The sequence below is a fragment of the Mycobacterium sp. smrl_JER01 genome, from assembly GCF_048513595.2.
Lineage (GTDB): Bacteria > Actinomycetota > Actinomycetes > Mycobacteriales > Mycobacteriaceae > Mycobacterium.
This window is the reverse complement of record NZ_JBLXXK020000001.1, coordinates 5708804-5729007: the sequence shown is the minus strand read 5'-3', so window position 1 is coordinate 5729007 and position 20204 is coordinate 5708804. Positions and strand designations below refer to the sequence as shown.

Below are 20204 nucleotides of genomic sequence, written 5' to 3'. Positions count from 1 at the left end.
TCAGATCGGTGCCACCCGGTCACGCCACGGCATCGCCTGCTCAAGTTGGGCGGCCAACCGGATCAGCAACGCTTCACCGGCCAGCGGCGCGACGAACTGCACCCCCAGCGGCAGACCCTGTTCGGTCCAGTGCAGGGGTAGTGAAATCGCCGGGCGCCCGGTGATGTTGGCCAGTTGGGTGTAGGGCACCCAGCCCAGGTTCTTGTCCACCATGTCATCGACGATCCGGGTGAACCGCAGCAGGTGGGCGGTGCGGGTTCTCAGCAGTACATCCGAGGCGCGCTGCAGAGCCGCCGGCAGATCGAATTCACCGATCGCCGGCGGCGGGGTGGCCAGGGTGGGCGTCAGGAGCAGATCGTAGGAGTCGAAGAACTCGGTCAACCTGCGGGTGTGCTCATGTCTGCGCTGTACGGCATCGAGGTAATCCACGCTGCTGGTGGCCCGCCCGATGGCGGACAGGATCAAGGTGTCGCGTTCGAAGGCTTCATCTTTCGCTCCGGTCAGTCGTTTGGCGTCGTCGAGTTCCCATGCGGTGTAGACGAACCAGGTGAGCAGGAACTCACGCGCCAGCGCCGCATCGTCGAACGGCGCCTGCGGCAGCTCCTCGACGTGATGGCCGAGTTCGGTGAGCGTACGCACGGTTGCCTCCACGGCGGCGAACGCCTCGCGGTGCGGCGCCGGGGTCATCGCCGTCGGCACCCGCACCCCGATACGCAGCCGGCCGGGATCCTGCTCCAGGCAGGAGGTGAAGGTGTGCTCGGGTATCGCGGGTGTGAACGGACCCCACGGCTCGCCGCCGCTGATGACGTCGAGCATCGCCGCGGTATCGCGGACGGTGCGCGATACGACGCCCTGCACCGCCGAACCGTGCATCGACTCACCGACCTCGGGTCCCATCGGGGTGAGCCCACGACCCGGCTTGAGCCCGACGAGCCCGCAGCACGCCGCCGGGATACGGATCGAACCGCCGCCGTCGTTGGCGCCGGCGCACGCGACGATGCCCGCGGCCACCGCCGCCGCCGAGCCGCCCGACGAGCCGCCGGGCGTCCGGCCCAGGTCCCACGGATTGCGCGCCGGCCCCCAGGCGTCGGGTTCGGTGATCCCCTTGGCCCCGAACTCCGGCGTATTGGTCTTTCCGAAGATGACCAGGCCGGCGTCGATCCAACGCCGCACGATGGTGGAGTGCTCGGCCACCGGCGTTGACATCAACGCGCGCGACCCGCGGGAGCTCGGCAGGCCGGCGTAGTCCTGAGCAAGATCCTTGATCAGGAACGGCACACCGGCAAAAGGTCCGTCACCCGCATCGGCGGGCGTTGCCGTCACGTCGCGCACGATCGCGTTGATACGCGGGTTCACCGCGGCGGCCCGTTCCCGTGCCAGCGTCAGCAGTTCCTCGGCGGTGACCTGCTTGTCGGCCACCAGCTGCGCGAGCCCGGTGGCATCGTGACTGCGGTACTCCTGGAAATCCACGCCTCGACGGTAGTCGGTGCGGATCCGCTGCGGTGACGCAGACGATCTGAGAACCTTGGCCGTGGCAGCGGAGCCGAGGTCGACGGAGTACGCGGGTGTGCGGGCGGTCGTCGTCGGGGGGTCGATCGGAGGCTTGACGAGCGCGCTGTTGCTGCGCGGGTTGGGCTTCGATGTCGACGTCTTCGAGCGGACGCCGACCGCGCTGGACAACCGGGGCGGCGGAATCGTCTTGCAGCCGATGACGATGAAGTGGTTCGACGACCGCGACGCCCGTCGGATCGAAGGACTCAGCACCCGGAGCGTCCGACTGCAGTACCTGGGCCGCTCCGATCAGGTGATCCACTGCCGGCCCTGGGAAACCCGCTGTGCCTCCTGGGGAACGGTCTACCGGGCGTTGCTCGCGGATTTCGGCCCCGAGCGATACCACCTCGGCGAGTTCTGCGTCGGTTTCAGTCAGGACGCCGACCGCGTCGAACTGCGTTTCACCACCGGCCGCACCGAACGCGCGGACTTGGTGGTGTTCGCCGACGGTGTCACCTCGACCGCCCGCCGGCGTCTGTACCCGCAGCTGAAGCCCGAATACTCGGGTTACGTCGGTTGGCGGGGGACGCTGCGGGAGGACCGGGTCGGCGCCGGCACCCGGGGGCTACTGGCGGACTCGTTGACCTACAGCGTCGGGGAGAACACGCACGCGGTGCTGTACACGATTCCCGGCATGGACGGTGAACTTCGCCAGGGCCGCCGGCTGCTGAACTTCGTCTGGTACCGCAACGTCGACGACGGTCCGCAGCTGCAGGAGATGACCACCGACGTCCGTGGTTGTCAGGCGGAGGTGTCCCTGCATCCCGGCTCGGTGCAGCGCCGGTACATCGATGAGATGAGGGCGGCCGCGACCCGACAGCTCGCTCCGGCGGTCGCCGAAGTGATCACCGGGACCGAGCAGCCGTACCTGCAGATCGTCGCCGATGTGCGGATCCCCGCCATGGCGCACGGCCGCATCGCGGTCATCGGTGACGCCGCGTTCACCGCGCGTCCGCACCCGGCCGCGGGGTCGGCCAAGGCCGCTGCGGATGCGTGGGCGCTCTACGAACACCTCCGGTCGGGTGACGGCGATATCGCGGCTGCGTTACGGGCTTGGGAGCCGGAGCAACTCGATCTCGGCAATCGGCTCGTCGATCGCGCGGCGGCCATGGGAGCCCGATCTCAGGTCGCCAACACCTGGTTTCCGGGTGACCCCGATCTGCTTCCCGGCCTCTACGGGCCGGGGTGCTGATCAGGACAGCCGCACCGGTGTGCGGGGCCGGGCGCAGCTGACAGGGGCAGGCTGGACGCTGCGGAGTTCGCCACGCTGCCTGCGCTCGTCGCGCAGGATACGGCGGGCCAGGGCGCGCTCGTCGCGCGCGGACACCGACCGGGTGTGCCGCGCAAGCTGGTCGAGTTGCTGCCAGCTGAGTCCGTCGAGGTCACCGTCGGCGTCGTGGGTGGCGACGACGACGCTACCGCGCAACAGCGGCACCGACTTGGCGGTGAACTCGGTGGTCGCCATCAACAATTCGGTGGCGATCTGGTTGACGCGACGCTGGCAGCCGCGGGCGGCGGGGCTGAACCAGAAGTCGAATTGGTTGTCGGCGCTGCTCAGGCAGTGCAGGCCCTGATCCTGGACGAGCTGGTGAATATCGGCGTTGGTATAGGCGCGGGTTTCATACACGGCGCCGCTGGCGCTGAAATACAAGACGGTGTTCATGGCGATGATCCATTCGATTCTTTCTCTGCGATTGTGGTGCGCTGACGTCAAGCGCTGTGACTGAAGTTACCCATGTGACTGAAGGGGCAAACTTCGGTATCAATCCGGTCACGTACGGTGAATCGATGAAATTCGGGATCTCGACGTTCGTCAACGACGACACCATCGACACGGTTTCCCTCGCCCGAGCTGTCGAGGAGCGCGGCTTTCATTCGTTGGCGGTCGCTGAACACACCCATATCCCGGCCAGTCGGGAGTCGGCCTACCCACTGGGCGGTGATCTGCCGTCGATCTACTACCGGACCCTGGACCCGTTCGTCACCCTGGCGGCCGCCGCGGCCGTCACCTCGACCATCCAACTTGTCACCGGGGTCGCGCTCTTGATCCAGCGGGATCCGATCATCACCGCCAAAGAGACCGCCAGCATCGACCAGATCTCCAAGGGGCGCTTCGTCTTCGGCGTCGGCGCAGGGTGGAACCTCGAAGAGATGCGCCAGCACGGCACCGATCCCAGGACACGGGGTGCCCTGCTGGACGAACGGATCGATGCGATCCGGGCGCTGTGGACGGCCGAACCCGCCGAATACCACGGCCGATTCGTCGATTTCGAGGCTTCCTACCTACGTCCCAAACCGGTGCAGAAACCGCACCCGCCCATCCTGATCGGCGGGGACTCCGATGCCACCGTCAGGCGCATCGCGCGGCATCGGGCCGGCTGGATCTCCAACCCACTGCCGGTCGAGAACCTCAGACGCCGGGTCGACCAGATCCACGGGGCGGCCACGCACGCGGTGCCGTTGTCGATCTTCGGCGCCCCGGTCGATCTCTACTACTGGCAGGCCACCGAGGAGCTGGGCTTCGACGAACTCAGGCTGCTGTTGCCGACCAGATCCCTCGACGATTCGCTACGCCGGCTCGACGGTTACGTCGAGCAGGTGGCGCGGTATCGCGGCGGAACGTCGGTCAGCGGGTGATGCCCTCGTACCGCTGCGCCACGGCGACCAGCTCGTCGCGGACCGCCGAGTGCGGCATCGTCGCAATCCGTGCGTAGAGGCGCCGCCGATCACGAGCGATCTGGCGGGCGGCACGGTACTGCGCGAGGGACATGGCGGAACTCCTGTTCGAGTGTTTGGGGTCCGGCGCAACGAGGATCGCCCGTCGGCCGGACCCCATCGATACTCCGTGTTACAGGTAGGTAAATCAAGCCGCTGACCTGTGATTTCGGGTACAGAGACTGCCGTCACAGCCGAGCCAGCAGCTCGGCCTTCTTCACAGCGAACTCCTCGTCGGTCAGGATTCCGCGCTGGTGCAGACCCGCCAGCGACTCGATGGCAGCGACGATCGCGGCCGGGTCCGGGGCGGCGGTCGGCTCGGCCGGGGCGGCGGTGGGCTCGGCCGGGGCGGCGGTGGGCTCGGCCGGGGCGGCGGTGGGCCGGGCGCCGACCTCGGGCAGGGCGGAGATGTCGAACGTGCCGAGCTGACTGGTGAAGCTCACCGATCCGTGCCGCCCGCCCTGTTGCTGCTGCACGCCTCCGATCCGATGCTCCCCGGTGTCGAACACCCGGACAGTGCCGCGGATGTCCACGGCCAGGCGGCGAGTCGACGGGAACACGGCATAGCGGACGTCGTTCTGTCCGCCCGTTGCGCTGGGAACTCCGAGCTCGGCAGGCCACCAGTGGCCGGCGGGGAACACCGCCGTCGTCGACAGCACGTGCACCAGCTCATTACACACCGCGTCGACACGCGCCTTGAGCGCGTTGTCGAACATATCGCCCACCATCGTCATCCCGCCACGCATCCATTGCCCCGAACCGCCCAGCTCGGGAATCGAGAATTGCGCCATGGTGCCACCGCCGGCATACAGGGCGGCCAGCATCGCCAGCACGGCATCGCGGGAAAGGCCGTGCCGCCGTGCGATGTCGGTGACCGCGCGATCGGCGTCGGGGGGTACGTTCATGGTCGCAGGGTTACCCCCGCCGCGGTCAGTCCATGCGGCCCGCATGCACCAGACGCAGCACCACCGCACCCTCCTCATCGGAAGCGTCGAGGTCAACCTCTACATCGATGCCCCAATCATGGTCGCCGGCAGGATCATCGAGGATCTGCCGGACCTTCCACACATCGGCTCGCCGATCGAAGATCAGCAGCGCGGGCCCGCGGGCGTCGGCGCCGGTTCCTACGTCGTCGTGCTCGGTGAAGTACTCGTCGCCGACGTCCTGCCAACGCTGTGCCGTCCAGCCCGAACCGGCGTCGAGCGCGGCCAACTCGTCCCACCGCTCCCGTGCGAACAGCTCGACCCGACGGAACAGCGCATTGCGGATCATCGCGGTGAACGCGCGCTGGTTGCCGGTGAGGGGCCGCGGCCGCCCCGGCAGCGCAACCGGTGCGTCCAAGGGCCGGTCCGGGTTGGTGAGCTGCTCCCATTCGTCGAGCAGACTCGAATCCACTTGACGCACAAGCTCGCCCAACCATTCCACGATGTCGGACAGTTCCTCGGTGCGCGCCGCCGCGGGCACGCCGGACCGCAGCGCCTTGAACACGTCGGACAGGTAGCGCAGCACGGCGCCCTCCGAGCGGGTCAGCCCGTAGACGCTGACGTACTCCCGGAAGGTGAAGGCTCGCTCCCACATCTCGCGGACCACCGATTTCGGCGAGAGTTTCCCGTCGGCAGCCCACGGATTGCTCTGCAGGTACACCGCGAAGGCGTGCTCAAGCAGATCGGCCAGCGGCTTGGGATAGCTGACCTCGTCGAGCAGTTCGATCCGTTCGTCGTACTCGACACCGTCGGCCTTCATCTGCGCCACGGCCTCACCCCTGGCCTTGTTGAGCTGGGCGGCCAGGATCTGGCGGGGATCCTCCGAGGTCGCCTCGATGACGGAGACCACGTCGAGCGCATAGGTTTCGGCGTCGGCGTCGAGCAGCCCGATCGCGGCGAGCGCGAACGTCGACAGGGGCTGGTTCAGCGCGAAATCGGGCGGCAGGTCGACGGTGAGCCGATAGCGCCTGCCCTCGGAGTCCGGCTCCGCCAGCCGCTCGAGCACGCCGGCCTGCAACAGCGACCGTGCGATGCCCACCGCCTCCCGGATCAGCCGCAGCTGGCGCTTACGCGGCTCGTGATTGTCGGTGAGCAGCCGGCGCATCGCGTCGAACGGGTCCCCGGGTCTGTCGACCACGTCGAGGATCATCGCCGTCGACACTTTCATGTTGCTGGTCAGCGGCTCCGGCGCGGCGTCGACCAAGCGTTTCATCGTCGCCTCGCTCCACGGCACCATGCCCTCGGGCACTTTGCGCCGCACCAACTTTCGGCGCTTCTTCGGGTCGTCGGCGACCTTGGCGAACTGCTTGAGGTTCTCCACCTCGTGGTCGGGTGCCTGCACGACGACGGTGCCCGCGGTGTCGTATCCGGCCCGTCCGGCCCGGCCCGCGATCTGGTGGAACTCGCGGGCGTTGAGCAGCCGGGTCCGGGTGCCGTCGTACTTCGACAGCGCCGAGAACACCACCGTGCGGATCGGGACGTTGATGCCCACACCGAGCGTGTCGGTGCCGCAGATGACCTTGAGCAGGCCGGCCTGCGCCAGCTGTTCGACCAGCCGCCGGTACTTGGGCAGCATGCCGGCGTGGTGCACTCCGATGCCGTGCCGGACCAGTCTCGACAGCGTGGACCCGAACGCCGAGGAGAACCGGAACGCACCGATCATCTCGGCGATGGCGGCTTTCTCGGCTTTGGTGCTGACGTTCACACTCATCAGCGCCTGGGCCCGTTCCAGCGCCGAGGCCTGGGTGAAATGCACGACGTAGATCGGTGACTGTGCAGTGTCGACGAGTTCCTGGATCGTCTCGTGCATCGGTGTCGTCGCGTAGGAGTAAAACAGCGGCACCGGACGTTCGGCATTGGCCACCAGCGCGGTGGACCGCCCGGTGCGCCGGGTCAGATCCTCCCGCAGGAACGTCACGTCGCCCAGCGTCGCCGACATCAGCAGGAACTGGGCGTGCGGAAGTTCCAGCAGCGGCACCTGCCACGCCCACCCGCGGTCGGGGTCGCCGTAGAAGTGAAACTCGTCCATCACGCACAGCACCGGCTCGGTGCCCAGCCTTCCGGCGCCGCCCTCCCGCAGCGCGAGGTTGGCCAGGATCTCGGCGGTGCACACGATGATCGGCGCGTCGGCGTTGACTGCCGCGTCACCGGTCAGCATGCCGACGTTGGCCGCACCGAACACCTCGCACAGTGCGAAGAACTTCTCGCTGACCAGCGCCTTGATCGGCGCGGTGTAGAAGCTCACGCCCCCCGCGGCGAGCTGGGCGTAGATGGCGCCGGTGGCGACCAGTGATTTACCCGAACCCGTCGGGGTGGCAAGGATGACGTTGGCGCCACTGACCAGCTCGATCAGCGCTTCCTCCTGCGCCGGGTAGAGCGTGGTGCCGTTGGACTCGGCCCATGCGGCGAACGAGGTGAACAGCTCGTCGGCGTCGTCGCCGGCGGCACGCAGTGCGGACAGGTCATCGATCAGCGCGGGCATCGGCCCCCAGCCTGCCAGGTTTGCCGGACGCAGCCACAGTCAATATCCCTTCGCATGGCGGGGTTCGGAGATGTCCTCGAGATGGTCAAACATCAGGTCTCGGCACGTGTGCCCAAAGCTGACCTGGACCAGCGCGACGCCGACTACATCCGAGAACAACTGCCAGGCCTGTGGTTGTTGGCCTCGCTGTACTTCCGCTCCGACGTGCGCGGACTCGACCACATCCCGGCCGACGGCCCGGTACTGCTCGTCGGTAACCACAGCGGCGGAAACCTACCGCCCGACACTTTCGTGTTCACGCTGGCGTTCTGCTCCTACTTCGGTGTGGAGCGCCCGTTCTACCAGCTGGCCCACAACCTGGTGGTGTCCATGCCCGGTCTGGGGTCACTGCGCAAGTTCGGCACGGTCGCCGCCAATCACGACAACGCCACCCTGGCCCTCAGGTCCGGTGGAGCCCTGCTGGTGTACCCGGGTGGCGACTACGAGGTCTTCCGGCCGTCCTGGGAGCGCCACCAGGTCGACTTCGGTGGCCGCAAAGGCTATGTGACGCTGGCGCGCGAAGCCGGTGTGCCGATCGTCCCGGTCGCCAGCGTCGGCGGCCAGGAGGCCGCGCTGTTCCTCGACCGCGGACAGTGGCTGGCGAGGCTGCTGAAGGTCGACAAGATCGCGCGGCTCAAGAGCGTCCCGATCCTGCTGGCACCACCGTGGGGGCTCACCGTCAGCGATATGGTGCCCCGTCTTCCCCTGCCGACGAAGATCACGATCGAGGTGCAGGAGCCGATCACGCCCGACGACATCGCCGCAGCCGACGATGATTCCGTCCACGACCGGGTCGAGGGCGCGTTGCAGGCCGCGGTGGACCGGCTCGCCGCCGAGCGTCGCTTTCCGGTGCTGGGATAGGGGCCGCAATGCGACTGCAACGCAGCGTCGTCGTCGACGTGGGACCGCACATCGTGTGGAAGCACGTCAGCGACCCCGGCTGTTACCCGCATTTCATGGCCAGCCTGGAACGCTGGGAAACGGTCACCGAAGCGCCGGTAGGGGTGGGTTCGCGCTACACCGTGCACTGGAAGGTCGGCTCGGTTCCGATCGGGGGCGTCATCGAGGTGGCCGAATTCGACGAGCCGCGCGACCTGGCCTGGATCGGTATCACCGGTGTCACGTTGCGCGGTCGGTTCCGGATCCGCGAAACCGGTGACGGCCGTACCAAGGTGACGTTCCGGCTGTCCTACGAGGCGCCCGGGGGAGTGCTCGGGCTGCTTGCCGACTGGGTGGCGGCCAGGCAGGTCGGGCGCATCATGGACAAGACCGTCAAACAGCTCAAGACCCTTGTGGAGAGCTGACTTGCGCAGAGCTGGTGGCGCTAACCGCGCGGCGGCGGGAAGTGCATTTCCTGGCGCACCGTACAGACCAGCTCGCCGGTGCGGTTGAACATCGTCCCGTCGGCCAGGGCGAGGGTGCCGGCGCTGCTGGGCGAGGACTGTTCGTAGAGCAGCCAATCGGACAGATCGGCGGTCGCGTGGAACCACACCGAATGATCGCGCTGGGCGGCCGCGACGAGCCCGCCGCCGCGTGCGGTATAGGCCGGTTCGGTCAGCGTCGCCGCCGACAGGTAAGTCACCAGTGCGGCGACCAGCACCGGATCGTCGGGCACCGTACCGTCGGGCCGCCACCAGATTCGGCACCGGGCCGGCGGCGTCGACTCGGTGTCCACGGTGCGGCGCTCGAACCACCGCAGACTGGCCCACTGCCCCTTGGTGTATTCGTCGGACTCGGCGAGATGCGGCGCCACCGGCGGCAGCGATTCCGGTTGTGCCACTGCGGGAAACACCGGTTGGTGACCTGCAGGAGCGGCACCGGTGGGCGCCCCCGTGAGAGAGGACAGTGCTTCGGCCAGGACCCCGTCGCCCTGGCGGGCGGTGACCCGGCGCGCCGCGAACGTGCGCCCCTCTTGGAGTCTGGCCACCTCGAACGTCACCGGTAGGCGGGCATCGCCGGGCCGCAGGAAGTAGATGTGCATGCTGTGCGGGGTGCGTCCGGGCGCGGTCAGGCTCGCCGCCAGTAGCGCCTGCGCCGAGATGTGGGCGCCCAGGATGTGATTGGCCGGTGCCGCAAGCTGGGCGCCGGTGAACACATCCGGAGCCACCCGAGCCAATTGCAGGCAGGCGAGGACGTCGCCCAGCGAAGAGGACATCCGGCTATCTTGCCGAACCGCTGTGCAAGGTGAGCACGGTGATCTCACTGGGGGCGAACACCCGGAACGGCGGACCCCAGAACCCGGTGCCCCGGCTGGTGTAGAGCTGGGTGCGGTCCCCGTGGAAGCTCAGGCCGTGCACCACCGGCTGCTCCAGCCGCACCAGGAAGTTGAACGGCCAGATCTGGCCACCGTGGGTGTGACCGGAGATCTGCAGGTCCACCCCGGCCCGGACCGCGTGCCACACCTGCTTGGGCTGATGGGCGAGCAGCAGCACCGGCAGCTGCGGGTCTGCCCCCGCCAACGCCGTTTCCAGATCGGCGCCGTGCCCCCGCAGCCCGGTGCCCGCGGCGGTGGCATCGTCGATGCCGGCCACGACGAGCCGGTCGGTGTCGCGCTCGACGACGATGTGGCGGTTGTGCAGCGCGTCCCAGCCGATGCGCTCCATGTAGTCGAGCCATCCCTGTGCCTCGCTGAAGTACTCGTGGTTGCCGGTCACGTACACGCGGGCCGACCCGGCACGCACCGACGCCAGCGGGGTGGCCTGGGCGTCGCGGATTCGGGGCGACCCGTCGGCGATGTCGCCGACATGGCACACCACGTCAGCGTCGAGCCCGTTGACCCGCTCGACCACGGCCGCAGACCACCGGGCCCGGTTGATGGGTCCGTAGTGGGTGTCGGTGATGACGACGACGCGCAGGCCGTCGAGACCGCGCCCGAGGCGGGGGATGCGCACGGCGACGTTCTTGACGCGCGGCACCCGCATCGCCTCGAACCAGCCCCAGACCAGCAGCGCGACGACCACGACCAGCACGGTCCCCGCGACGATCCGCGAGCGCAGCGGATCGGCCACCCCGGTCGCCAGCAGTGCGAGCTCGGCGAACTGACCCAGCACCGACCACACGAACAACACCCAGGCAGCGCCGAGCAGGGCGTCCCCGGCGGCGGCCGCCCGGTCCGACCGCCGCCGGCCGTGCCCGAGCATCATCAGGGTCGGCAACGCGACGAGTCCGACCACGAACAGCAACGTCGCGCCGACCACGACGCCGGACGGCCAATCCGGTCCCCCGACCACCAGCGTCGACCACGGCACCCCGAACAGCAACGCCAGGACGGCTCCCACCACCGCCAGCCGACGGCCCCGCCCCGGGGATCGTCCCGGCGGGTGGGCAGCCTCTTCAACAGTGTCGGCCGGAGTGTCTGACATCCTTCGAAAGTACCGACGACCCGTCACCGGCAGCTGCGGCCCGGGTGTCGGTGTCTCCGGGATCGGTCGACACCGAGATGGGGCGGCTGGAAGAACAGGCCGGTGCGGGGGCGGTGGTTGCCGACGCCGCGGTCCCGCGATGGGCCAGACCCGAGGAGATGGCGGAGTTGCTCGCCTTCTGCGGTGGAGCCAAGGCGGGCTATCTGACCGGCACCGACATCCTCAACGACGGCGGAGTGGTGGCGTCGCTCAACGAGCGGGCCCGCCGCGCCGCGCGGCTAGGATGACCGCGTGCGCAGCCACGGGTGGGGCGGTAACACCCCTTCCTCCGACGAGGAGGCCATCGACCGGATCCTCAACGCGGCGGACGCGATCATCGCCGAGCGGGGTGCTGCCATGCGCATCGCCGACGTGGCGCGTGAACTCGCGGTGACCCGCCAGACCGTCTACCGCTACTTCCCGAGTACCGACGCGCTGCTGGTGGCGTGTGCGATGCGCTCCGCCGACGGCTTCCTCGACCAACTCGCCGCACACCTGCGCGGTTACACCGACCCAGGGGCCGCGATGGTCGAGGGCGTCGCGTACGCGATCGAGGCGCTGGCCGACGACGACACCATCGAGTTCCTGTTCAACCAGCGCGGCCGGGGTGGCGCGGTGCCGTCGATCACGTCCGACACCGCCCGCACTTTCGGCAGGGCGCTGCTGCACCGTCTCGACGTCGATTGGGCGGCGCACGGCTTCGACGAGGCTGCACTGGACCGGCTCGCCGAGTTCGGGTTGCGCTCGATTCACTCGCTGCTGCTGGACCCCGGAAGCCCGCCCCACACCGGCGCGGGGCTGCGCAGTTTCCTGACCGGCTGGCTCGGCCCGGCAGCCACGTCGCAGCGCCGCAGCACACCTGCCGCCTCCTGACCCGGACAGGGTGCAGAATCGGCGGGATGAGTTGTTGTCACCACGGCGGAGTGGACGGCGCAAACGAGCGGGCGTTCACCGTGGATGCGTCTCGGGTCACCTTCGGCAGGGGCTGCCTCGTCGAGGTGGGTGACCGTATCGCGACGCTGGGCGTCGAACGGGTCGCGGTGTTCAGCGATCCGGTGGTCGCCGGACTCCCGGTGTTCGACACCGTCCGGCGCTCACTGCGCGACGCCGGGGTCGACGTCGTACCCTACACCGAGGTCCGGGTCGAACCCACCGACGAATCATTCAGGCAGGCAGCAGAATTCGCTGCCGAAGCCAAACCTGACGGCTATGTCTCGGTGGGCGGCGGTTCGGTCATCGACACCGCGAAAGCCGCCGACCTCTACACCACCCATCCCGCCGACTTCCTCGACTACGTCAATGCCCCGGTCGGCGCGGGAGCCGCGGTGCCCGGACCGCTGCGGCCCCACATCGCGTGCCCGACCACGTCCGGAACCGGCAGCGAGGTCACCGGTATCGCGATCTTCGATCTGTTGTCGATGGCTGCCAAGACGGGTATCGCCTCGCCGGCACTGCGCCCCACCGAAGCGCTCGTCGACCCGGATGCCACCGATACCCTGCCCGCCGGCGTGGTGGCCTGCAGCGGACTCGATGTGCTGTCGCATGCGCTGGAGTCCTTCACCGCGCGCCCGTACCTACGGCGCAGCGCGCCGGACAGGCCCACTCAGCGGCCGATGAGCCAGGGCGCCAACCCGTGGAGCGACCTCGGCAGCCTGGAGGCGCTGCGGTTGCTCGGCCGCCACCTGCAGCGCGCTGTCACCGACGGGACCGACCGTGAGGCCAGGGAACAGGTGATGTGGGCCGCGACTCTGGCCGGTATCGCGTTCGGAAACGCCGGAGTCCACATCCCGCACGCCATGGCCTACGCGGTGGCCGGCCTGGCGCACGACTTCCAGCCCGACGGCTATCCGCCCGACGTGCCACTGGTCCCGCACGGAATGTCGGTCGTGCTGAACGCACCGGCGGTGTTCCGGTCGACCGCACGCACCGATCCCACCCGCCACCTGGAAGCGGCCAGGCAGCTGGGTGCCGACGTGAGTGGCGCCACGCCCGATGACGCGGGGGCGGTGCTGTCCGACCAGCTCATCGGGATCATGCGGGCCGTCGGCATGCCGAACGGGCTCGCTGGCGTCGGCTATACGGCCGAGGACGCGGTCACCCTCGCCGAAGGCGCCTGGCCGCAGCAGCGTCTACTCGGCAACGCCCCGATCGAGGTGGACAAGGCGTTTCTGGCCACCACGTTCCGCGACGCCCTGAGTTACTGGTGACGGGGGCCCGCCGATGACCGAACCGTCGACACCCGCGCGGCCCCGCGCCGCGGATTACCGGTACTTCCTGCCGATCACCACCAGGTGGATGGACAACGACGTCTACGGCCATGTCAACAACGTCACCTATTACAGCTACTTCGACACGGTGGCCAACCACTTCCTGATCCGCGAAGGCGGCCTCGACATTCACACCGCGCCGGTCATCGGGCTGGTGGTGGAGTCGAAGTGCTCCTATCTGGCCCCGGTGGCCTACCCCGACGAACTGCGGGCCGGGCTGCGGGTCGACAAGCTCACCACCCGGGCGGTGACCTACGGCATCGGTATCTTCGGCACCCCCGGCACCGCCGGCACCGCCGGCACCCACCGCGACGACGCCGTCGCGCACGGCCATCTCGTCCACGTCTTCGTCGACCGTGACACCCGCACCGCGGTTCCGATACCGGACCGGATCCGTTCTGCCCTGGCAACTCTCGCGACCGGAGCGCCCTGAGGGTCGGGGCCCGCGCCGAGCCGGTTCACCGGAGATCGCGCAGCGCGCGGAGCGTGAGGTCGGCCACCTCGGCGGCGGTGCGCACGGTGGCCGGGTCGTCGTCGGCGGCGTACCGGTCGCCGGCCGCGTCGTAGCGCGCCCCGGCGATGCTCCCGTGGTCGGCGTCGAGTTCACGCAACTGCACCGGCCACCCGGCGCTGTCGAGGGACGCCGCGAACCTCCGGCTGGCGGCGGGCGGCACGACGTCGTCGGCCGTGCCGTGCAGCAGGGTGAACGGGGTGCGGACGCGGCCGCCGGGCTTGGCCTCGGCGAGTCGGGCAGCGATGTCCGCGCCGGAGATCGGGTCGCGTGCCATGAAGGCTCCGGCCAGGCAGACGGTGTGCCGGAGCGCGACGTCGTGGTCGTCGGCATGGACGGTGAGGCCGGCCGCTGCGACGCCACCCAGGGACCACCCCACCAGGGTCAGCGGCTCCGGGCCGGCCGACCAGGACTGCGCATACCTGACCGAGCTCAACAGATCCGTGCGCCCGCCGTCGGCGCGGTGTGAATCCCAGTCCGGCGCAATCACCGAGAGACCGCGCTCGGCCAGCAGGCCGGCCAGGACCCGGACCGTGGCGCGGGCGTCGGTCTGCGTGCCATGCCACAGCAGAATTGTCGGAGCTTCCGGTTCACCGAACACATCCACCGCGCGGCCCTCGGCATACTCGTCGGTCCGCATCACTGCCTCACACTGCTCGCCAGCGCCGAAAGTGTCTCTGCAGCAGTAAATTTCGGTCGCCAGCCGAGCACATCTCGGGCTTTGTTGGTGTCCATCACCACCGACGTGCGGCCGGCGTGCAGCCATTCCAGCACCGACGGGACGAACGGCAGCCGGGCGATGACCTCAGAGGTCGCCACCGCAGCCGTGTGCGGCACCCGCACCGGTCGCGCTCCGAGCGCATCGCCGACCGCCGACATCGACAGCACTCCGTCGCCGGCGATGTTGTACGCGCCGGGCGGGGCGGAGTCGGTGGTGACCGCGGCCGCGATGGCAGCGGCGACATCGTCGTGGTGCACGAGCTGCAACGGGGTGCCCGGATCCGGGAAGGGCGGCTTGAGCAGCGGCAATGCCTGGGTGACCCGGCGCACGGGACCGGGCAGCTGATTCCACGGCATGGCGTCGGCCAGCGCGGTGGCCTTGGGGCCGGCGACGATACACGGCCGCAGCACATATACCTGCAGCGGTGAACCTGCGGTCACCTCGGTCAGCACCGCTTCGCAGGCGGCCTTCTGTTCGGAGTAATAGTGTTCCGGCGAGCCTCGCGGCGGGACGTCCTCGGTGATCGGGATGGGATTGTCGGAGTGGTAGCCGTACGCGGCGACCGACGAGGTGTAGACCAGCCGACGGACGTGCGGCGCAGCGACGGCGGCTTCGAACACATTGCGGGTGCCCTCGAGGTTGACGCGGGCGCTCTCCTCCCGCGACCCCATGATGATGAACGCCAGATGCACCAGCACATCGGCGTCGGCGACCAGGGATGCGACCGCGTCGCGATCCAGGATGTCCCCTTGCCGGTAGGTCGTCTTCGTCCACCCGTGGACGCTGGGATCGAAAGGTCGCCGCGCCATACCGACGATCGTGTCCACCTCCGGGTGGGCTTCGAGCGCCGAGATGGCGGAGATCCCGATCTCGCCGGTGGGGCCGGTGACCGCGACACGCATAGCCATAGCGGAGTGGTTCCCGGATCGTGCGCGACGAAAACGGCGCGGCCGGAGCGGTAGGACCCGCGACGGGTCAGCCGAGCCCTGATTCGTCCGGCCGCCGGGCCGCCGACCGGGTCGTCAGGAACTCCAGCAGGCCGGTGATGTCCAGGATGCGTTCGAGCTGTGCCGGCCGGTCGTCGAGGTGCAGATCCAGCCCGGCGGCCGTGGTGCGGCGGTGGATCAACACCAGCCCTGACAGGCCCGCCGAATCGCAGAACGCCAGATCGGTGAAGTCCAGATGTAGATCCTGCAGCGCCGACGGCTCGTTGAGCAGGTCGGAGACGGTGTCGAGCAACAGTCCGGTCGATCCGAAGTCGAGGTCTCCGGCGACCCGCACGCGTGCCGATCGGTCGCTGGTGTGGACGGTGAGTGTGAGTTTCATGCGGTGAGTGGAGGGTTGGTGGTCGGGTACGAATGGACGGCAGTGTGCGCTGCCGTCAGTAGACGCTGGGCGCGGGGGAACTCCGGCAGCTGTGCGGCCATCGCTTCCAGCGCCGGGGTCAGCGAGGTGGCCGGTACGGAGCGCGCGGCCAGGATATCGGCGGTCCAACCGATGAATTCGACGAACAGGGCGTCGTCGTCGACGTAGAGCGCGGCGGTGAGGAAATCGACGATGTGGGCGATGTCCTCGACGGTGTGGTGCCGTTGCATCTCGGTGTAGCCGCCCAAAGCCGGGAACCGGTCCTCGAGCTCTTTGACCGTGCCCTGGATCAGCTGCGCACCAGCCTTTTTCACCATGGTGTATTCCTGATCTGCCAGGTGGGGCAGATCGTCGATGGGTTGATGGGTGGCCGGCACCGCAACCGGGCGCAGGCCGTAGCGCAGACCAGGGTGCAACAATTCGGCCGCGGTGCGCGCGTCCGGGGCCCACGCGTCGGCGCCGAGTCGGCGTGCGAATCGGCCGTCGGCGCCGAATGCCGCACCGCCGGCCAGCACCGCGACGCCGGCGGCCTGACAGGCGGTGATCGCGGCATGTGCGGTGGGCAGACGGGTCGGGATCATGCACGACAGCGCCACCGCGTCCGGCCCGTGCTGGTGCAGATGGGCGATCAGGTGCGGGGTGGGCACCTGCGCTCCGAGGAAATCGACGTTCCACCCGCGTAGTGCGAATACTTCGGCCAGCAGCCGCGCCGGTAGCGCGTGCCATTCGCCGTCCACACACGCTACCGTGACGCGCCCGGCGCCACCGCTGCGCGTGCACGCGGGATGGCGGGCCAGTGCCGCGATCACCCGGTCGTTGATGGCGGTGGCCGCGTGCTCCTGGGCGACGGTGATGCGGTTGGCCGCCCACTCGGCGCCGACCCGGCGCTGAACCGGGGCGATCACCTCGAGCAGGACGTCCTCGGGGGTGAGCCCGCGGTCCGCGGCGCCGAGCACCACCGCGGTGGCGGCGTACTCGTCGCTGTCGAGGACCGCGGCCCACAGCCGCTCCGCGTCCGCCGCCACCGCGGCGTCGGTGACGCTCATGCGGTGTACCTGCCGGCAGTGTGACCGTCGACCGCGCTCAGGTGCGTGCGCCGGGGGGCGGTGATGGCAACCACGGCGATGTCGTCGTGGGCGCGTTGGCCCACCCACTGGCTGGTGAGCATCATGACGCGTTCGACGACGGCCTCGGCCGGCAAACCCGAGCATTCGGCCAGCGCCGCGGTCAACCGCTCTTCGCCGAACATGTCGGTTCCCAGCGGCCCGCCCCGGGCCTCGGTGACCCCGTCGGTGTACAACAGGCAGGTCTCACCGGGGGCCAGCGACGTCTCGACGGTGCGCGCCCTGATCTGGGGCATCACCCCGACCAGTGTCCCCCTGGTGTCGGCTTCCTCGATGTGGCCGTCGTTGCGCACGATCAGTGGGGCGAGGTGGCCGGCGCTGGTCAGCCGCAGCACCACGTGCCCGTCGCGGTGCGCCACCGAGGCCAACACCAACGTCGCGAACCGGGTGCTCTCCGCCGACAACAACGCACTGTTGAGCAGCCGGAGCACCCCGGCGTGATCCTGGGCCAGCGGTGCCAGCGCCATCAACGTGTTGCGAATCTTGCCGGTCAGCACCGCGGCTTCGAGCCCTTTGCCGCACACGTCGCCGAGAACCACCAACGTCTCGTCGTCGGGCGTCATGGCGGGGTGGACGTCGTAGAAGTCGCCGCCGATCGCCTCGTGGTCCTCCGACGCGCGATAGCCACCGGCCAGTTCCACGCCGTCGAGCCGGTGCAGCCGAGGCGGCAGCAGATCGCGCATCAACGTGCGGGTGATGGCCGACTGCTCGGCGTACAGACGCGCCGCGGACAACGCCGCGCCGGCACGGGCGGCGAAAATCCTCGCGAACATCTCCTCACCCTCGCTGAACGCCGACTGCGAGGTCCGGCGTAGCAGGACCAGGGCACCGGCTGCAACGCCGTGACCCGGCAGTGGGGTGATCACCACCGAGCCGACGGGTCCCGGGAAGTTCGCCGGTACCAGCCAGTTCGGTACCGAGGTGGGATCGATCCAGCGCGACGGGACGGGCGGGAAGCCGCGCAATGCCTCGCTGAGGCCTGCCACATCGGCCGGGTCGGCGTCGACTTTGCGGTGCTCTGCGGCACCGATGCCGGCGCTGCACACCACCGGGATATGTCCGGCCGTGACCGGCGCCACCAGCACGGCCGCGTCGGCCAGGTGCTGCGCCGCCATGTGCACTGTCGCTTCCATGCAGCGCTCGCTGTTCAGCGATGCCATCAGCACCGCGGACGCCTCGTCGAGAAACGCTGCGCGTTCCCGCTCCAGAACCAGAGCCTGTTGTGCTTCGCGGGCCGACCGGTCGGAGTCCCCGACCAGCCACCAGGCCACCTCACCGTCGGGTAGCAGGGTGGGGTGAGCTTCGAACTCACGCCCGTCCACACTGCCCGACGCGGCGGCAAGGCGCCGGTGGGCACCCGACAGCCAGGGCGGTACCACGTCCTCCAGCGCACCGCCCGAGCTGAGCTCCGGCAGCACGGTCCGGGCCGAGGCGCTCGACGTGCGGATCACTCCGTCGCGATCGACCACCAGCACCGGGTGGGGTATCGATCCCCAAGCGTCGTCGTATCCCGAGTCGTCGTATTTCGAGTCGTCGTATTTCGAGTCGTCGTATTTCGAGTCGTCGTATTTCGAGTCGACGTATTTCGAGTCGACGTCGAGGGGTGTACGTTCACCCATCGTTGCCTCCTCACGGGTCCGGACCATGTCCGGCCATCGGACGACGTTACGTACCGACGGTTGCGCTGTCGACTCGCTGAGCGAAGCGTCCGTAGGGTGTGGGCCGTGGACTCGACCCCGGTATCCGATCCCGACCGGTTTTGGCAGCGCGCAGACCGGCACCTGGTGCGTTATGGGGCGGCATTCGTGCCCCGGATCATCGAACGGGCCCACGGAAGCCACGTCTACGACAGCGCCGGGACCGCGATCCTGGACTTCACCTCCGGGCAGATGAGCGCCGTCCTCGGACACGGGCACCCGGAGGTTGTTGCGACCGTGTCGGCGGCGGTGGACACCCTCGGTCACCTGTACAGCGGAATGGTCAGCCGCCCGCTTGTCGACCTCGCCACCGCGTTGTCGGCCACGTTGCCGGCCCCCCTCGGCAAGGTGCTGCTGGTGACCACCGGCGCCGAATCCAACGAGGCGGCCGTCAAGATGGCCAAGCTCTACACCGGCAACTACGAGATCGTGTCCTTCGACCGGTCCTGGCACGGCATGACCTCGGGCGCGGCTTCGGTCACGTTCAGCGCGGGACGGCGGGGATACGGCCCGGCGATGCCCGGCAGCCTCACCTTGCCGACCCCGAACGCCTACCGCTCACCGTTCCGTCATGCCGACGGGACCCACGACTGGGAAGCCGAGCTGGCGTACGGGTTCGATCTGCTCGACGCGCAGTCCGCAGGCAGCCTGGCTGCGTGTCTGGTGGAACCGATCCTCTCCTCGGGGGGCATCGTGGAATTACCGCCGGGCTACCTGCGCCGGCTCAAGGAGCTCTGTGTCGAGCGTGGGATGCTGTTGATCCTCGATGAGGCGCAGACCGGTATCGGGCGCACCGGCCTGATGTATGCGTTCGAGCGGGACGGGGTCACCCCGGATCTGCTCACGCTGTCGAAGACCCTGGGCGCCGGTCTGCCGGTGGCCGCCGTGGTGACCAGCGAGGAGATCGAAGCGACCTGTCACGCCAAGGGATTCCTCTTCTTCACCACCCATGTGTCGGACCCGCTCGCGGCTGCCGTCGGTTGTACGGTGCTCGAGGTCGTCGCGCGCGAGGGGTTGGTCGATCGGGCGGCCCGGCTCGGGCTGCAACTGCGGGAGCGGCTGACCGACATGTACGAGCGCTACGACCAGGTCGGTGATGTGCGCGGCCGGGGCCTGCTGCAGGGCATGGAACTCGTCGTCGACAAGCGGACCAAGGAGCCCGCGGACGCGCTCGGGGCGGAGGTGACCGCCGCGTGCCTGCAGCGCGGGCTGCACATGAACATCGTGCAGCTGCCGGGGATGGGCGGGATCTTCCGCATCGCACCGCCGTTGACCATCGCCGAATCCGATCTGCACCGCGGACTGGACATCCTCGACGAGTCGCTGAAGTCCGTCCTGAGTCGCTGAT

The 20204-nt window shown here is 69.0% G+C and carries 20 protein-coding genes and 1 pseudogene; 9 read left to right on the top strand and 12 right to left on the bottom strand.

Annotated elements, in window-relative coordinates; genetic code table 11:
* Positions 1-1470, bottom strand: a complete 1470-nt coding sequence (locus tag ACNUDN_RS27025) for an amidase (RefSeq protein ID WP_419124752.1) — start codon at positions 1468-1470, stop codon at positions 1-3.
* Positions 1471-1531: 61 nt separating this feature from the next.
* Here ACNUDN_RS27025 and ACNUDN_RS27020 point away from each other — a divergent pair, with 61 nt between their 5' ends.
* On the top strand, positions 1532-2743 hold the full coding sequence (locus tag ACNUDN_RS27020) for an FAD binding domain-containing protein (RefSeq protein WP_419124751.1): 1212 nt from the start codon (positions 1532-1534) through the stop codon (positions 2741-2743).
* On the opposite strand, the gene ACNUDN_RS27015 is transcribed toward ACNUDN_RS27020, so the two are convergent.
* A complete protein-coding gene (locus ACNUDN_RS27015; RefSeq protein ID WP_419124750.1) occupies positions 2744-3214 on the bottom strand; it encodes a hypothetical protein in 471 nt (156 codons plus the stop codon). It abuts the gene before it with no gap.
* Positions 3215-3339: 125 nt separating this feature from the next.
* Here ACNUDN_RS27015 and ACNUDN_RS27010 point away from each other — a divergent pair, with 125 nt between their 5' ends.
* A complete protein-coding gene (locus ACNUDN_RS27010; protein ID WP_419124749.1) occupies positions 3340-4188 on the top strand; it encodes an LLM class F420-dependent oxidoreductase in 849 nt (282 codons plus the stop codon).
* Here the strand turns inward: ACNUDN_RS27010 and ACNUDN_RS27005 are convergent.
* From ACNUDN_RS27005 to ACNUDN_RS26995, 3 genes are all read right to left on the bottom strand, one after another.
* Complete coding sequence (locus ACNUDN_RS27005; protein WP_419124748.1) at positions 4178-4321, bottom strand: hypothetical protein; 144 nt, start codon at positions 4319-4321, stop codon at positions 4178-4180. The two genes, ACNUDN_RS27010 and ACNUDN_RS27005, sit on opposite strands and share 11 nt — an antisense overlap.
* 133 nt (positions 4322-4454) lie before the next feature.
* Positions 4455-5171: an SHOCT domain-containing protein gene (locus tag ACNUDN_RS27000; RefSeq protein ID WP_419124747.1), complete on the bottom strand. Its 717-nt coding sequence runs from the start codon at positions 5169-5171 to the stop codon at positions 4455-4457.
* A gap of 25 nt (positions 5172-5196) precedes the next feature.
* A complete protein-coding gene (locus tag ACNUDN_RS26995) occupies positions 5197-7731 on the bottom strand; it encodes a DEAD/DEAH box helicase (RefSeq protein WP_419124746.1) in 2535 nt (844 codons plus the stop codon).
* A 54-nt stretch (positions 7732-7785) separates the two neighbouring features.
* On the opposite strand from ACNUDN_RS26995, the gene ACNUDN_RS26990 reads away from it, so the two are divergent.
* On the top strand, positions 7786-8631 hold the full coding sequence (locus tag ACNUDN_RS26990; protein WP_419124745.1) for a lysophospholipid acyltransferase family protein: 846 nt from the start codon (positions 7786-7788) through the stop codon (positions 8629-8631).
* Positions 8632-8639: 8 nt separating this feature from the next.
* Entirely contained in the window at positions 8640-9074 is a 435-nt protein-coding gene (locus ACNUDN_RS26985; protein ID WP_419124744.1) for an SRPBCC family protein, read from the top strand.
* Between the two features lie 20 nt (positions 9075-9094).
* On the opposite strand, the gene ACNUDN_RS26980 is transcribed toward ACNUDN_RS26985, so the two are convergent.
* Positions 9095-9925 carry an acyl-CoA thioesterase gene (locus ACNUDN_RS26980; RefSeq protein WP_419124743.1) on the bottom strand — a complete coding sequence of 277 codons (831 nt, stop codon included), beginning with the start codon at positions 9923-9925 and terminating at the stop codon, positions 9095-9097.
* A 4-nt stretch (positions 9926-9929) separates the two neighbouring features.
* Positions 9930-11132, bottom strand: a complete 1203-nt coding sequence (locus ACNUDN_RS26975; protein ID WP_419124742.1) for a metallophosphoesterase — start codon at positions 11130-11132, stop codon at positions 9930-9932.
* Positions 11133-11176: 44 nt separating this feature from the next.
* Here ACNUDN_RS26975 and ACNUDN_RS26970 point away from each other — a divergent pair.
* The 4 genes and pseudogenes from ACNUDN_RS26970 to ACNUDN_RS26955 all read left to right on the top strand — a co-directional run.
* Positions 11177-11419, top strand: a pseudogene (locus ACNUDN_RS26970) (SDR family oxidoreductase); the annotation flags it as partial.
* A gap of 4 nt (positions 11420-11423) precedes the next feature.
* Positions 11424-12044 carry a TetR/AcrR family transcriptional regulator gene (locus ACNUDN_RS26965; RefSeq protein WP_419124741.1) on the top strand — a complete coding sequence of 207 codons (621 nt, stop codon included), beginning with the start codon at positions 11424-11426 and terminating at the stop codon, positions 12042-12044.
* 50 nt (positions 12045-12094) lie between these two features.
* Complete coding sequence (locus tag ACNUDN_RS26960; protein WP_419124740.1) at positions 12095-13378, top strand: hydroxyacid-oxoacid transhydrogenase; 1284 nt, start codon at positions 12095-12097, stop codon at positions 13376-13378.
* Positions 13379-13391: 13 nt separating this feature from the next.
* Positions 13392-13871, top strand: a complete 480-nt coding sequence (locus tag ACNUDN_RS26955; protein ID WP_419124739.1) for an acyl-CoA thioesterase — start codon at positions 13392-13394, stop codon at positions 13869-13871.
* A 25-nt stretch (positions 13872-13896) separates the two neighbouring features.
* Here ACNUDN_RS26955 and ACNUDN_RS26950 read toward each other — a convergent pair whose 3' ends face one another.
* The 5 genes from ACNUDN_RS26950 to ACNUDN_RS26930 form a co-directional block, all read right to left on the bottom strand.
* Positions 13897-14589: an alpha/beta hydrolase family protein gene (locus ACNUDN_RS26950; RefSeq protein ID WP_419124738.1), complete on the bottom strand. Its 693-nt coding sequence runs from the start codon at positions 14587-14589 to the stop codon at positions 13897-13899.
* Positions 14589-15578 carry an NAD-dependent epimerase/dehydratase family protein gene (locus ACNUDN_RS26945; protein ID WP_419124737.1) on the bottom strand — a complete coding sequence of 330 codons (990 nt, stop codon included), beginning with the start codon at positions 15576-15578 and terminating at the stop codon, positions 14589-14591. The genes ACNUDN_RS26950 and ACNUDN_RS26945 overlap by 1 nt, the downstream gene beginning before the upstream one ends.
* A 67-nt stretch (positions 15579-15645) precedes the next feature.
* Positions 15646-15996 carry an STAS domain-containing protein gene (locus ACNUDN_RS26940; protein ID WP_419124736.1) on the bottom strand — a complete coding sequence of 117 codons (351 nt, stop codon included), beginning with the start codon at positions 15994-15996 and terminating at the stop codon, positions 15646-15648.
* Positions 15993-17081: a cobalamin B12-binding domain-containing protein gene (locus ACNUDN_RS26935; RefSeq protein WP_419124735.1), complete on the bottom strand. Its 1089-nt coding sequence runs from the start codon at positions 17079-17081 to the stop codon at positions 15993-15995. The genes ACNUDN_RS26940 and ACNUDN_RS26935 overlap by 4 nt, the downstream gene beginning before the upstream one ends.
* Positions 17078-18778 carry a PP2C family protein-serine/threonine phosphatase gene (locus ACNUDN_RS26930; protein ID WP_419124734.1) on the bottom strand — a complete coding sequence of 567 codons (1701 nt, stop codon included), beginning with the start codon at positions 18776-18778 and terminating at the stop codon, positions 17078-17080. Before ACNUDN_RS26930 ends, ACNUDN_RS26935 begins: the two co-directional genes overlap by 4 nt.
* Before the next feature lie 105 nt (positions 18779-18883).
* Here ACNUDN_RS26930 and ACNUDN_RS26925 point away from each other — a divergent pair, with 105 nt between their 5' ends.
* Positions 18884-20203 (top strand): aspartate aminotransferase family protein, encoded by a 1320-nt coding sequence (locus ACNUDN_RS26925; protein WP_419124733.1) that lies wholly within the window; start codon positions 18884-18886, stop codon positions 20201-20203.
* Position 20204: the final 1 nt, after the last annotated feature.